12 protein-coding genes are annotated in these 14,127 nt (G+C 51.4%); 6 read left to right on the forward strand and 6 right to left on the reverse strand.

All coding sequences use genetic code 11. The annotated features are described in order from the left end of the window. Positions 1 to 123: 123 nt before the first annotated feature. Positions 124 to 2,571 (reverse strand): heavy metal translocating P-type ATPase, encoded by a 2,448-nt coding sequence (locus JUB14_RS22940; RefSeq protein ID WP_207509196.1) that lies wholly within the window; start codon positions 2,569 to 2,571, stop codon positions 124 to 126. 432 nt (positions 2,572 to 3,003) lie between these two features. On the opposite strand from JUB14_RS22940, the gene JUB14_RS22945 reads away from it, so the two are divergent. Genes JUB14_RS22945 through JUB14_RS22960 form a run of 4 tightly spaced genes read left to right on the forward strand, consistent with a single transcriptional unit; the run spans position 3,004 to position 6,455 of the window. Continuing rightward, entirely contained in the window at positions 3,004 to 4,038 is a 1,035-nt protein-coding gene (locus tag JUB14_RS22945; protein ID WP_207509197.1) for a class 1 isoprenoid biosynthesis enzyme, read from the forward strand. Continuing rightward, complete coding sequence (locus JUB14_RS22950; protein WP_207509198.1) at positions 4,035 to 4,241, forward strand: hypothetical protein; 207 nt, start codon at positions 4,035 to 4,037, stop codon at positions 4,239 to 4,241. Before JUB14_RS22945 ends, JUB14_RS22950 begins: the two co-directional genes overlap by 4 nt. Before the next feature lie 40 nt (positions 4,242 to 4,281). Then, complete coding sequence (locus JUB14_RS22955) at positions 4,282 to 5,109, forward strand: hypothetical protein (RefSeq protein ID WP_207509199.1); 828 nt, start codon at positions 4,282 to 4,284, stop codon at positions 5,107 to 5,109. Between the two features lie 17 nt (positions 5,110 to 5,126). Next, positions 5,127 to 6,455, forward strand: a complete 1,329-nt coding sequence (locus tag JUB14_RS22960; RefSeq protein WP_207509200.1) for an FAD-binding protein — start codon at positions 5,127 to 5,129, stop codon at positions 6,453 to 6,455. A 136-nt stretch (positions 6,456 to 6,591) separates the two neighbouring features. Here JUB14_RS22960 and JUB14_RS22965 read toward each other — a convergent pair whose 3' ends face one another. From JUB14_RS22965 to JUB14_RS22980, 4 genes are all read right to left on the reverse strand, one after another. Next, positions 6,592 to 6,816 (reverse strand): hypothetical protein, encoded by a 225-nt coding sequence (locus JUB14_RS22965; RefSeq protein ID WP_207509201.1) that lies wholly within the window; start codon positions 6,814 to 6,816, stop codon positions 6,592 to 6,594. A gap of 146 nt (positions 6,817 to 6,962) precedes the next feature. Next, the gene (locus tag JUB14_RS22970) at positions 6,963 to 8,699 is read right to left on the reverse strand and encodes a PQQ-dependent sugar dehydrogenase (RefSeq protein WP_207509202.1); all 1,737 of its coding nucleotides are present in this window, start codon (positions 8,697 to 8,699) and stop codon (positions 6,963 to 6,965) included. 85 nt (positions 8,700 to 8,784) lie between these two features. Beyond that, the gene (locus JUB14_RS22975) at positions 8,785 to 10,362 is read right to left on the reverse strand and encodes a sulfatase family protein (RefSeq protein ID WP_310586187.1); all 1,578 of its coding nucleotides are present in this window, start codon (positions 10,360 to 10,362) and stop codon (positions 8,785 to 8,787) included. A 29-nt stretch (positions 10,363 to 10,391) separates the two neighbouring features. Then, positions 10,392 to 11,972, reverse strand: coding sequence for a sulfatase family protein (locus tag JUB14_RS22980; protein WP_207509203.1), 1,581 nt, complete (start codon positions 11,970 to 11,972; stop codon positions 10,392 to 10,394). A 128-nt stretch (positions 11,973 to 12,100) separates the two neighbouring features. On the opposite strand from JUB14_RS22980, the gene JUB14_RS22985 reads away from it, so the two are divergent. After that, complete coding sequence (locus JUB14_RS22985; protein ID WP_207509204.1) at positions 12,101 to 12,421, forward strand: heavy metal-binding domain-containing protein; 321 nt, start codon at positions 12,101 to 12,103, stop codon at positions 12,419 to 12,421. 18 nt (positions 12,422 to 12,439) lie between these two features. Further along, complete coding sequence (locus tag JUB14_RS22990; protein ID WP_207509205.1) at positions 12,440 to 13,009, forward strand: YqhG/Tai3 family protein; 570 nt, start codon at positions 12,440 to 12,442, stop codon at positions 13,007 to 13,009. Between the two features lie 62 nt (positions 13,010 to 13,071). Here JUB14_RS22990 and metF read toward each other — a convergent pair whose 3' ends face one another. Further along, the gene (metF, locus tag JUB14_RS22995) at positions 13,072 to 14,028 is read right to left on the reverse strand and encodes a methylenetetrahydrofolate reductase [NAD(P)H] (RefSeq protein WP_207509206.1); all 957 of its coding nucleotides are present in this window, start codon (positions 14,026 to 14,028) and stop codon (positions 13,072 to 13,074) included. Positions 14,029 to 14,127 lie beyond the last annotated feature (99 nt).

The following is a 14,127-nucleotide window of genomic DNA, read 5'->3' on the forward strand; positions in this document are numbered from 1 at the left end:
ATTTTTAGCAAAATAAATAAAAAGTATAGGACTTTTCATACTGCCTACTCTGATAACTATATGTCTAAAAAGAAAAAAGCGACAGAGTACTACTCCGCCGCTTTTCATACCCATTATTCACACTTACTTTTTCATACACCTGCGCGCCGCCAGACTAGTAGCCCCCGTAGTAAATAGTACAATGATGATAGAGCTGACCGGCATAAGAATAGCTGCCATGACTGGGGTCAACTGACCGGTTACCGCAAAAGTGAGTCCGATGACATTGTACACCAGCGACAAGACAAAACTCAGCTTTATTACCATCTGTCCGGCGCGTGCTAATTTGATGTAACGCGGCAGGTCAGCCAGCCGCTCTCCTTCTATAATGGCGTCGCAGGCGGGTGAGAAGTTATTCACATCGTCGGATACAGCCAGTCCTACCTCGCTCTGACGCAGGGCACCGGCATCGTTCAGGCCGTCACCTACCATCAGTACCCGCTTGCCATCTTTTTGCATCTTCTGTACAAAGGCCAGCTTCTCATCGGGCTGCTGTCTGAAAAATAACCGGGATGTACTCCCAAATAAAGTACTCAGATAACTTTGGTCAGTAGGTTTATCACCCGAGAGCAGGTACAGATCATACCTATCCTCACGCAGACTGACGACCGACTGGGCCAGTTCGGGACGGTACTTGCTACGGATAGAGAAATAGCCACGTACCCGCCCGTCTATCGATACATATACCCGTGACGCATTGTGGCTGTCACCATCGAATGTATCTATTCCAACCCAGCGTGCCGAACCGAGTTGTACGGTGTATCGGCCCCACAGCGCCCGGGTACCGGCTCCTTCGGTCTCCTCATAGTCGGACAGTACCCTCCGGCTCAGCGTCACCTCGGGCAGGCATTGTACAAGCAGCCGGCTCAGCGGATGGGACGACTGCGCGGCCAGGGTTTTGATCATTACCTGCTCATCAGCCGATAGGGGTTCCCCTTCGAAGGTTACTTCTGCTTCGCTGGCCAGGGTAATGGTACCCGTCTTATCGAATACTACGGTATCTATCTTAGCCAGACGCTCAATGGCAAACGCATTCTTTAAATAGAATCGGTACTTACCAAAAATACTCAGCATATTGCCATTGGTAAATGTGGCCGATAGCGTCAGGGCACAGGGGCAAGCCACAATAAGTACTGCCGTAAAAGAAGTGAATGCCGTAGCAAAACTTGCTTCTGTATACATCCAGTAGCTAAAAGTCAGCGTGGCGATGACCAGCACGATTGACGAGAAGTACCGGTTAAAGCGGGCCGCCAGCGTCTGGTTCTCGTCCTCTTTTTTACGAGTAAAGGCGTCGTTGTTCCATAGCTGGGTCAGGTAGCTTTGCGATACCCGGCGGAGTACCTCCATCTCTACTGCCGTTCCGCTCTGTCGTCCTCCGGCGTAGATGGTATCGCCTTTGCGGCGCTCGACCGGCTCGGCCTCACCCGAAACAAAGCTGTAATCAATCATGGCCTGCGGACTTACCAGTACCGCATCGGCAGGTATCAGCTCCCGGTTCCGTACGATCATGTGGTCACCAGGGCGCAGGTCCGTGATGGCTAAACGGGTTTCCACCCTATCCTTCAATACTGCTACCGCTACGGGAAAATACGACTTATAGTCGCGGTCGAAAGAAATACTGGCGTAGGTCCGGTCCTGAAAGTACCGCCCGATGAGCAGGAAAAAGATGGAACCTGTCAGCGAATCCAGATAGCCGGGACCGGTCTGGGATAGGATCTGGTATAGGCTCGTCAGGAACACTGACCACAAAGCTAGTGTAATGGGGGCATCAATATTCAGATAACGACCACGCAGGGCTTTCCAGGCCGATACAAAAAAGTCAGAAGCACTATAGAAAAACACCGGCAGTGCCAGTACCACATTGAGGGCACTGAAAAGTACCCTCAGGCTCTGGTCTTCGGTACTCTGCCCCAGGTGAAAGTACTCGGGCAGGCTCAGCATCATGATGTTCGCAAATGAGAAACCTGCGATTCCCATCTTGTACAGACGGGTGCGATTCCACTTATTTCCTGCTTTCCCCTCCACATCATTAAGGCTGATGTAGGGTTCGTAACCGATCCTGGTCAACAGTTCGGCCAGTTCACTCAGCTTTATTTTATCGGGATAAAAGGAGACCCGTACTTTCTTTTCAGGAAAGTTTACCACCGAACCCGATACTCCCGGGTGCAGACGGTCCAGTTTTTCGAGCAACCAGATACACGAGCTACAGTGCATTTTGGGCACCAGCCAGTTGATCCGCGACTGCCGACCGTCCGTAAACTCCAGTAGCTTCGGCTGTACGTCGGGCAGGTCCAGGTAGTCAAACTTGCCCTGGTAGTACGTGACCTCGGGGGAGTTGCCTTTGGCATCGTCAAAGGCATAGTACTGGCAGAGGTCGTTCTCTTTCAGTACATCATACACCAGCTTACACCCTTCGCAGCAAAACTCGTGACTATCGTGGGGGAGTATTTCGTCACGGCAGGGTTCGCCGCAGTGGTAGCAGGTATGAGTTTCCTGAACCGGTGATTCAGGAGCAAGAATACTTTCTTTCATGGGTTGTTTTAGCCGGTAAAAGCAGGTCGCTTGTTGCTGTTAGAGTACAGGAGCGGCCCACCTATATTTTACGGCTCAAAATTGCAACTCTTTCCCGCACCCCGGCATGACCTGAGTAGGAGCAGAATATGACTTTGGTCAGGGTTTTTGGAGGAGTAGGTATAGGTAAATGACTCCAGTAGCTATGCATAGTTGAAAGAAATGCGGTTCGCAATATATTGCTTAACCAGCTGTCCGCACCGGGCTGGATCGCGCTATGGCTATCGAACTTTAGGGGCCTTCCTGAATTAAAGTAATACTAGACTAGTTCTTAATATGGTCAAATTACTACTCGTTTCTTTATGTTGGAATCTATTTGGAATTGTAGGTCGGATAATTTTGATTTGTAGGATTAACAAGTCATCCTGAACCAAAAGATCGAGTAGTCAATCAATGCAGTTACCCCCTAGCCTGGCAGCGGACCGCCGCAGGCCCCTTTCGCTGGCCCAGGCCAAGCTTCTTAACTTCGGAAGCATATCATTGAACCCTACCCAGGCCCAGGCGCTGGGCTTAATGAATCAGCAGTTAATCGCCCTGTGCCGGACACTGCCCGAACCCCTGGTTGACTCGGCTATCCTTACGCTACAAAGTCACTATGCCGGCTCCCGGCTGGTCAATCTGCTCAACTTTTACACCAAGTTTTACCCCCCCACGTGGTCGGTTATTTATTGGTTGCAGGAACGGAACCCCCTGCTAACGCCGGCCGAGCTGGAAAGTGCTTATATTGCTCAGGCCATGGCTATGTTTCTACATATGCTTGACGACCATCTGGTTGATGGCCAGCTGACTCCTACTCACTTGCTACTACAGCTGCGAACAAAGGCCTGGATGCGGTTCAGCCAGCACACAGACCTCCTGGCACGCATGGTGCCAGACGGCCCGGCCATTGGACAGGCCCTGATTGACACGTACTTCGGCGGGGTGCATCATCCACCCCAGGTAGATAGCCTGGAGGCCTACTGCCATCGGTTTCGTAGCCAGCTAAGCACCGGGCTCGTTGTGCCGATGCTAATCGCGACCCGTACCGGTTGCTCAACCGCCGAGGTACGGCTGGCGTTTGAGTCGTTTGGCATTGCCTGGCGACTCCTGGACGATTTGCGCGATTGCCAATCTGATGTGTATGACGGTGAGCCTTCGGGGGTGTACTACCAGCTTACGCCCGAGGGGCGGGCACACTGGGAGGCCTGCCGGGGCAAACCCGACGATGCCCCCGAATGGCAAAGTCTCATAGACTACTTAGACGCAACGGGTACCTTAACGGAGTCTGTTCAGCACCTTGTCCGGGCACTTGGCGATGCTCAGAAGGCCGCCGAAGCAGCTGGTTTAGTGGGATATGCTGCCGAGTTTCGTCAGCTGGCCCAACCGTTGCTTACTACCCCAAAGCAAATAATTCATCAGCAGACCAATCCAACTATCCCTAACAGATGAAAACATACGCCGACTTCATTACAGCCATCACTACGCAGCCAGCGCTCCTCCAGGAACTTGAATCCATTCTCCCCTTTCCAGACCAGTCAGCGCTGCAAAGGTGGTTTATAGACAAAGGCTACCAGATTGGGGATCATGACCTGCAAATGCTGTACGACCAGCAGAACTCACTCCTGGATGCCAGCGAGCAGGTCAACTACTAACCATTGATGCGTTTATCTATTTAGCTTTTGCTTCGCTTTGATGCCCTTCGCTACTACCAACCCAACGGAACCAGTCCCCCCCGCCCGATTGCTCTTTAATTTACGGGGCTGGAATCCCCGCCCGGTCTTTCTGGCCGAACCGGAGTGGTTTCCGCATATTTTTTCCATTCCCATGTCGCACCACTGGCACAACATCCAGGTGGACGGTCACCTCTGCAACCTGCGGGGAACCGGGTACCTGCTTTTGCCAGCGGCGGCACCCGGTGCGGCGGCACCCGGAGGTACCTATTCCGCGCACTTTGATCCGGGAAGTCCTTACTTCCAGGCATTTTTTGGACTTTACGTGGTTGCCCCCCACCAGGGCAGGCGCGTTTCTCCGGAGGTATTCGTTCAGTTGGGCGACCGCGATAATCTGGCCTGGGGTAAGTTCATGGGCGATCCCTCTCCCTTTTCGCAGGCCGAGGGCCCCGTTAATTTACAATGCCAGGAAACCGATTCAGCGGATGCGTCTATCCGATGGACCTGCACCATGACCTGTCGAATCCATGCAGATTTGGGCTATCAAAATCCTCAGCAGGGGTTAATGCCTATTTTAAGCGTACCGGCGAGTGCCGCCACTGCCTGGGAATCGCAAGTTTTTAGCTATCAGGAAATGTTGGCTACCTACGAAGTACACCTATGGTATGAGGGCGATTACCTTATCATTGGCTACTACAACGGTGTAAGCTTTGAGAAGAAGTCAGGCCAGACAGTGAACACCCTTTCGGATTACCCGGCCTTCCGGGCGCAGCTGGAGCGGATGGCCGCCGGTCTGAAAATTGTCGATAATGGAGGTGGCTTCTCGACGCCTCCCTCTGGTTTGTTTTAACAAGTAGCCTTTCATCCATGACGTTAAAAACTGTAAAGGCGGCCCTGGAGGCGGGCATTAACGGCACGGTCTGCGACCTGATCCCGGACTCGCATCAGACCGATTTTGGCGGGCTGAGACGCAAACAACCCCTGATTCGGGTGTCAGCTCGTAGTGAACAGGATGTACTTCACACGTTCCGGGTAGCCCGCGAGGCTTCCCTCCCGGTTACCATCCGGGGGGCCGCCCACTCCTGTAACGGGCAAAGCCTGAACGAAGGTGGGATTTTGCTAGAGAATTTTAGCTCAGGAGCTGAGGTGGAGTTCGTTGCGCCCGATCTGGTAACGCTTACCGGCCGAAGCCGATGGAGAGCGGTGGAGCAGGAACTCAACGCAGCGGGTCGGCAAACACCCGTCTTAACCGATTACCTGGATATGTCAGTCGGAGGTACGTTGTCGGTGGGAGGAATTGGCCTGAACTCCGTCCGGAATGGATTTCAGGTGGATACCATTCGGCGTTTGCGTTTGATACAGTTCGACGGTACCGCCCTTTGGTGTTCGCCTGAGGAGAACCCGGAACTGTTTCGTTTTGCCCTGGCCGGCCTGGGCCAGATGGGGCTGATCGAAAAGGTTGTCATGCAGACCGAGCCCTTTCGCCGGTATGCGCACGTCATCAAGCGGCAGCATAACAGCATAGGGGATATGATGGCCTTTTTGCCCCAGGCAGCAGCTGACGGCAACGGAGTAACGCACTACAATGGGTACATCCGGCCGCATCAAATCGTTTCGGAATATGGTTATTTTAGCAACGAAGCACAAGCCGACCTAACCCAACTGGCCCCCTGGCTACACGGCGCATCGGATGAGGTGTTCAGTCAGGATAACTTTCCGTTCTGGGTCCAGGAGCGGCGCGACCTCTGGCTGGGGGCTTTTCCCAATCATCTGCGCATCTGGACTGACTACAAATTCGGGTACGAAGGCCTGGTCCAATTTATGCAGTGGCTGGAGCCGCAGCTATCGCGCGCGCCATTTTCTCAGGTTCTGAAAGGAATGTACGTACTGATTTGTAAGCGTCCCACTCCCCGGACGCACTTCGCGTTTTTACCGGCACCCGCTGGTGAACAACTATATGGGGTGGGATTGTATTCCATGGTCAACCGTTGGTCGCCGGCGCTCATTGCTCAAACTCTGATAGCTCTCAAACAGACCCTCCGCAGGTGTGCCGAATTTGGAGGACGCCCCTATCTGTACGGCCATAACGATTTGGATGCTACTTTAAAGCAGCAATTTTATGGTGCTGATTATCAGCGGCTACTTGCCCTGCGCGATGAACTAGCCCACGAGCTGCTCAACGCAGAAAGCTTTTAGGAGACTTTTTCTGAATTCGTGCCTTATCTGGTGGTGGAACGGCGCCGTTGACAGAGGGGAATCGGGTATTGTCACCTAATCATGGGCCAGTACAAAAGCGACAGGTCGCGCCCTGCCAGTACCTGCTCACAAAAGCCTACTCGGAGTTTTTAATTCTCTTTTCTCTCCTTTCGCAAAAGAGAAGGCCCAGGCGGGCCTCCTCTCTGAAACGACTATATGTATCACTACTGCAGCTGCCCGCGAATTTCGCCGCCGGCTGGTTGGCCGGTACTTCCGAACTTCCTGCGAGCTGAGCCGAAACAGGACGTTCCTTTACAACTAACACTTCGGTGTCATCTACATTTTTTGTTGGCTTTCTCATTGTTGCACGCCCCCGCCACCAGCGCCAGGCCTACCACCAAGAGTACCACTTTTTTCATAGTGTTAATAAGGTTAAGTTGGAAAAGTGTAAATACAACCCGGTTATATTCAATATCCACCGTAGAAATAGCATGAAAGTGCTACCCCCTACTGCTCCTTCTCGAGGTAGGCTTTAGTTACCCGCCGCATCATGCCGTCGTTTTTGGTTAGGATGTAGAGCTGCCGGGTATTATAGTCGTACTCGATGCGCATATCCACACGCTGGGTATTAGTAAGCTTACGCAGGTCAGTTTTGGCTCCATTCTCCACAATTTCCAACTCGTAGATGGTGGGGGTGGATAGCTTCTTGTCGAATTTGAGGTAGAAAAGCCTTCCATTGTAGATATCACCGAACAGGAATTTATCATTTAGTACTTTTAGGTCTCCCTTATACACGTACCCACCACTGATGGCCGATCCGTCGGCGTGGCTGTATTGGGCAAAGGGAGCTCGATAAGGACCTACCTCCGCCTCACTGACTTCGTATACATTCTTAAGGTCGCTGGCCGAGATCCTGAAATTCCCCTCACGTATATTCCAACCGTAATCGGCGCCTTTTTCGATGATGTTTACCTCTTCCACATTGCCCTCCCCCACTTCGGTAGCAATCAACTTGTGCCCATGGTCAGTAGCCCAGGCAAAGCGGTGTGGGTTACGGAACCCGTAGGCCCATATTTCTTTCCAGACTCCCGCATCTGCTTCCTTCACAAAAGGATTGTCGGCCGGGATGCCGTACTTGCCGTTCCGGCTGTTACGGCCCAGCGGGTCTATCCGAATGATGGTACCTAAGGGCGACTTAATCGTGTGAGCCAGCTCAGGGTGACGCCCGATGGTAGTACCGCCATCACCGATTCCTATGTATAGTTTGCCGTAGTCAGCGTCTCCCTTTTTCAAGCCGGGAGCAAATTTGATATCCTGTACACCATGTACCTGTGACGGTACATTAATGCGGAGCATCTCCCTCCTATCGCCTTCGAATACGGGGCTTTTTACATCCTTCATCTTCCATTCCGACAGCACCCACTGCATAGCTACTTTAATGGATTTATCATACTCGTAGTCGGCAGGTTTACCGGTGTAGGCTTCGGTGTGGGTGATATAGATGAGACCGTTTTTGAGGTAGTCAGGATGAAAGGCAAAGCTTCCCAGTCCGGTGGCCAGGCCGGGTGTGTTGATAAACCCTTCAATTTGATTCCGGATATCCAGAAAAACCGCTGGTTGTCCATTATGGATGCGATAGATCAGGCCGTTCTGGTCATTGACGTACAAGGTACCATCACCGGACGGATGCGCCCGCATGTTAGCAATACGGGTATGCGGAGGCTTATCGCTGGAATGAGGAAACTTTACAAATGGCTCCAGCTCGATCCGCAGGGGTGATTTTTTGACCGGAGCAATCAGCTTCTCCGACGATACGGCATTGGCTTCCGCGGTCAGCTGAAGGGGTTGTATTTTATGGATCTGGGTCTCGTTTTTTATGTAAGCCAGGATCGCATCTACCTCTTCCGCTTTCAGAAAGTCAAATGGGGGCATAATGGTCTTGTAGCGCTCATGCAGGCCTACCGCCCGCTTATTACCGGACTTGATCACCTTTTCGGGATTGCGAATAAAAGCCGTCAGCTCCTGATCCGAACGTACATGGGTTACTCCACCCAGTCGGGGTCCCATACCATCATCCTGCATGTTGTGGCAGGACGAACAGTAGGTAGAAAAAAGCGTCTCCCCCCGGGCGACTTGAGCCGCATCAGTGGAGGAGCTGGCAGTTGTCTGAGCTAAGGCGTAGTGGCCGGATAATCCCAGACAGCCAACTACAACGAGGGTACTATATAAAGAATGACGAAACATGAATAAGAGGATAAACAGGATGTGCCATTGAGACGACCTTCCACTACTACAACACTTACATTTTAGGCAACTAATCCCTATTACATCAGTAGGTACCTTTATAGATATGGTCCCCACGCTTGTGACGAATCGGTTTGAGCGGAATCTGCAGACCACCCGTTTCTTCCAGCCAGGCCCACATTTCCTTACGTAGCTGCTCGGCAATCTGCTGGTGCTCAGGGCTACGAATTAGGTTATTGACTTCGTTAGGATCTTCTTTCAGGTCGTATAGTTCATTGGCATCCCACACTCCATAGTTAAATATAAACTTATAACGATCGGTACGCACACCAAACATGGTAGGCGTCTGAGGAAAAGCTACTTCCCAGTAGTATTCATAAAAGGCCCGGTCACGCCAGTTAGCTACCTGCTCCCCTTTCAGCAAGGGTATAAAGGATACTCCCTGCATCTGCTTTGGCTTGGGTAATCCGGCATAGGCCAAGAGCGTCGGAGCTATGTCCAGATTCTGGACCACCTGCTCTACCTTAGTACCCGGTTTGATAAGTGAGGGGCACCAGGCCAGCAACGGTACCCGCATGGACTCTTCGTACATGTGGCGCTTGTCGATCAGACCGTGTTCACCAAACGAAAAACCATTGTCCCCCATGTATACCACCAGCGTATTTTCGGCCAGTCCGTTATCCTCCAGCCACTTCATCACCCGGCCCACGCTTTCATCCACGCCCAGCAGCGTTTCCATGTAGCGGCGGTAGAAATCATTAAACTCAATATCGCCATGGTACATATAGTCGACACCGTGCCAGCTGTACCGCTGCTGCTTTACCCAATTGGGCATATCTTTCATATTCACCTTCATGTCCTTATTCTCTGGATTTTGACTGGACGCGGGACCAAAGATCTTGCTGGTGTCCGTCTTAGTCAGGTACATGCTGGGCGGGTACTGGATGGGCGTATTGCGGTAGACGCCGCGGTGCCGCCGGGCGGGCATAAACTCGGCATGAACGGCTTTGTGCGATAGGTACAGGAAAAAAGGCTTCTTTTTGTCCTGCTGGTCCAGCCACTTGATGGCATAGTCGGTCAGCAGGTCAGTAATATAAGCGCTGTCACCGTGGGCTACCTGCTTGCCGTTGATGTTAAAGGTAGGGTTGTAGTACACGCCCTGCCCCCGAAAGCTCAGCCAGTAGTCAAAACCCGGCTGGGGCTTATCATCTTCATTGCCCATGTGCCATTTGCCCAGAAAGGCTGTTTTATAGCCGGACTTCTGCAGGTACTGCGGAAAGAAGGTCAGTCCTTTGGGTACAGGTGCCTGATTATCTACGATGGTATGGGTATGCGGGTACTGCCCGGTCAGGATAGTAGCCCGGCTGGGAGAGCACAGGGCTGTGTTGACAAAAGCATTCTGCATGTGAGCTCCTTCGCGCGCCATCCGGTCCAGGGCCGGTGTCTTCAGGCCCGAGAACTTACCGGTGAAGCCCATGGCATCGTAGCGATGGTCATCGGCCAGAATGTAAATGATATTTTTGGGCTGCGGAGGGCGGGTAGTAGTTGGCTCCGTAAAGCCTGCTTTCCACTTCAGGGTAAAGGCGCTCAGGCCTACCGCCAACAGAATCCCGCCAATAACAAGCAGCCTTTTTTCAACCAGCATGAGTAAGTTGTTTTTCAACCAAAGTACTTTAGCCGGCATTTTTACTACTACTGCTTCTCCCCGGAACTATCGAAATCGGTTTTATTAACCCAGTTAGCTTCTATGTGCTCCCCTTTTAGATAGCGTTCATAAAAATTACGGGTTTTCTCTTCGGCATAGAGATAATTGTCAAAAACAGCACCCCTGCTGAACATACGCGGGTCCCCCTGAGCCCGTAGTTGTTGCTCCATGAGGCTGGCCAGTTGTCGTTTAGTTGTCTGATGTTTTTTTTCGGTAGCCAGATTAACCATACAATCAGGATCTTTGCTGATTTGGTATAACTCCTCAGCGGGACGTTTGCCTAGTCCCTGCTCCCAGTAACGCCGCTCCGTCGGATGATGTCTGCGCTGAATCAGTACCGTCTTGGTAGGGCTGCCATCGGTGTTGAGGTAGCCGGTAATCGGGTCACCCGACGGCCAGCGCTCAGGCTCGTAGTTGTGCAGGTACAGGTAACCATTTTTTACGATTCCCCTAATGGGGTACCCTGTGTCGTTGGGCCGGCCAATGTCGTGTCGCTCTTTCCCAATCAGGACATAGTCACGTCTGTGTGTTGGCGTATTAGAAAAAATATCAACCAGACTCCTTCCCTGCACCGGCGGCATACCCGTTTGGCCAGCGGTTAGTCGGGTTACTTCCAGTACTGTGGGTACAAAATCAATAAAGCTCACCAGGTCTTCCACCTTTCGGCCGGGCTGTACTATGCCCTGTTTCCACCTAATGGCCAGAGGCAAGTGGTTAGAGGCTTCAAACTCCTGCCCTTTTACTCTGGGAAATGGCATACCATTGTCTGACGTAACAATTACAACAGTATTTTCAAGTTCGCCCCGCTCCTCCAGCAGCCGCAGCATCCGGCCCAGGTGCTGGTCAAAATATTCTATTTCAAAAGCATAATCCAGCATATCCGTCCGGACAGAATCAATGTCAGGCCAGTAGGCGGGTACCCGGTCTATATCCGTTGTTTTTTTGCCGTGCTTCTTTCCTGACCCATAAGCATATGCCCGGTGGGGCTCGGTGGAGCCGTACCAGAAGCAAAAGGGCTGGTCGCCCCGGCGGTTGTTCAGGAATTCCTCGAAATTAGCCGCGTAATCAATTTTGCTGATTTGGGAGGTAGGTCCCTTCGTTTTTTTAGAATTATAGGCTGGGCCCGTCAGCTGCCTGGGCTTTCCGTTTACAGTGCCCGGATTTCCGGGTGCCCACCCCTTGGCTGTGTGCCCTACATGGTACCCGTTTTCCCGGAGTACCTCCATTATTGATTTGAACTTAGCCGGAAAATAAGGTACATGATTGGCTGCTTCTTCGAGTTGCCAGGAGTTGCGGCCCGTCAGAATACAGGAGCGTGAGGGGGCACACTTGGCATTGGGGGTATAGGCATTCATGAAGAGTAACCCTTCGGCGGCTACCCGGTCAAAATTCGGCGTTCTGACCCAGCGGGTACCATAGGCACCCGCGTGCGGATAGGACTGATCATCGGCGATGCAGAACAGAATATTAGGGAGGGCAGCCTGCTCTGGCTTAGGCTCGGTCAACCGGCTTCCCAGCATTAGAATCAATAGTAGTAAACCTCCGGTAATACTGTATATTCCTTTCATCTTTACGGTGGTACCTTTTATCCTAAAAGTCGGCTAAGTCATCCCATCTACCATTTGCCAATTGAATATTATAAGTAGGTTTGTATCAATCAAAAACACCCAATTACCACGCTTAACATCACCGACCTATGCTCGTTACTACCACCCCTACCATTGAAGGTAAAAAAATCGTTAAGTACATTGGCCTTGTCAACGGCGAAGCTGTCATCGGAGCTAATTTTGTCAAAGACTTTTTTGCCGGCATCCGCGACATCGTGGGTGGCCGTGCGGGAGCCTACGAGCAGGGCCTGCGGGAAGCTAAGAGCATCGCTGTGAGGGAGATGATGGATCAGGCCCAGCGTCTGGGTGCTACAGCCATCGTGGGGGTAGACCTTGACTACCAGACCATCGGCAACACCAACACCATCCTGATGGTAAGTGCCAACGGTACCGCTGTGATTACTGAATAAGTACTACTGTCTACCACTATGCACATACACTCCTATTCTTCCACCCAATATACTGCCTGGCTGCTGATCCTGGCGGCTGTTATTAGTAGCTGCCAGACTACCAGTTCGACCTTATCAGAAGCACAGCCGCCTGCCCAGGAAGAGGAGGCTCCCGTAAGTACGGTAAATGATTTGATCGTATGGTTGAAAAATAATCCGGATCAGTCCGACGAGCGGGGCTGCTTTACAATGGATGGAGTGGACGTAACCGAAGTAGATACGGTATGTGTCCGGCACCATATACAGGGCTTACGCAGTACCGGCCTTTTTGCTACAACCTATATTGGTGAATTGGAAAAAGAATTTGCTCAGATGCAGGCAGCGATCAGGAAAGAGGGCTATGCGGCATCCAAAGATTATGACCGATACTTCAACTCGCAGGATTCACCGGCCTACGATGATGCCATCAGTCAACTGGGTACCGCTGCGCAGACAAAGATTAGTGGTAAGGAAGCTACCGTAGCCGTAACATTCACAGAACCCAGCTATACCCTTACCTATACACTCCGGCAGGAGGATGGCAGGTGGAAAATCATTCATATAGAATAGATATACAAACGCCCCGGGTACTACTGTACCCGGGGCGTTTGTGTTGATTTATCTGGTAAATATTAGAATACTTCCTGCGCGATCTTCATTACATTATCTGACTTACCCATAGTATAGAAATGCAGCACCGGTACGCCGTACGCCATCAGCTCCTTACACTGCTGAATTCCCCACTCGATACCTACCTGACGCACCTCCTTATCGGTTTCACACTTTTCGGCCGCACTAACCAATTCCTGTGGCATATCCAGATGGAATATTTTAGGTAGTACCGTCAGTTGTTTTTTAGTAGAAAGTGGTTTCAGACCCGGAATGATTGGCACTGTAATACCTTCCGCCCGGCACCGCTCCACAAACTGGAAGTACTTCTGGTTGTCGAAGAACATCTGAGTCACGATGTACTCAGCACCCGCGTCTATTTTCTCTTTAAAGTACCTGAAGTCAGTATCGAAATCAGGTGCTTCAAGGTGTTTCTCCGGATACCCGGCCGTGCCTATACAAAAGTCAGTAGGAAAGCCCTGCGTCTCTTCGTGCAGCAGTAGTCCCTTGTTCATATTAACGACCTGCTCTATCAGTTGTGAAGCAAAGCAGTGACCACCATCTTTAGGCTTGAATACACCAACTGATTTTTCAGGATCTCCCCGCAGTACCAGTACATTATCAATGCCCAGGTAATTGAGGTCGATCAGCATATCTTCGGTTTCTTCCCTTGTAAATCCTCCACAAATGATATGTGGTACCGCATCTACCTTGAACCGCTCCATCAACCGCGCACAGATACCTACCGTACCCGGACGCTTACGTACCGGAATACGACGAACTGTTCCGTCCGGTAGCTGCTTTTCGATGACTTCCTCACGGTGGTAAGTCACATCAACAAATGGGGGATTGAACTCCATGAGAGGCTCTACCGAATCCAGTAACTGATTGATATTTTGCCCCTTGATCGGTGGGATAATTTCGATGGAGAAAAGCGTCTTGCCGTTGGCCTGGCTAATGTACTCCGTTACTTTGGTCATGTAGTACTTTTATATGGCTTAAAACAGCCACAAAGGTACTGAGTTTCCTACTTTGGAGCTAATAATTAGCCATCAAGACTACAAAAGATTGCTACAAAA

The sequence above is a fragment of the Telluribacter humicola genome, from assembly GCF_017355935.1.
In the GTDB taxonomy this organism is placed as follows: domain Bacteria; phylum Bacteroidota; class Bacteroidia; order Cytophagales; family Spirosomataceae; genus Telluribacter; species Telluribacter humicola.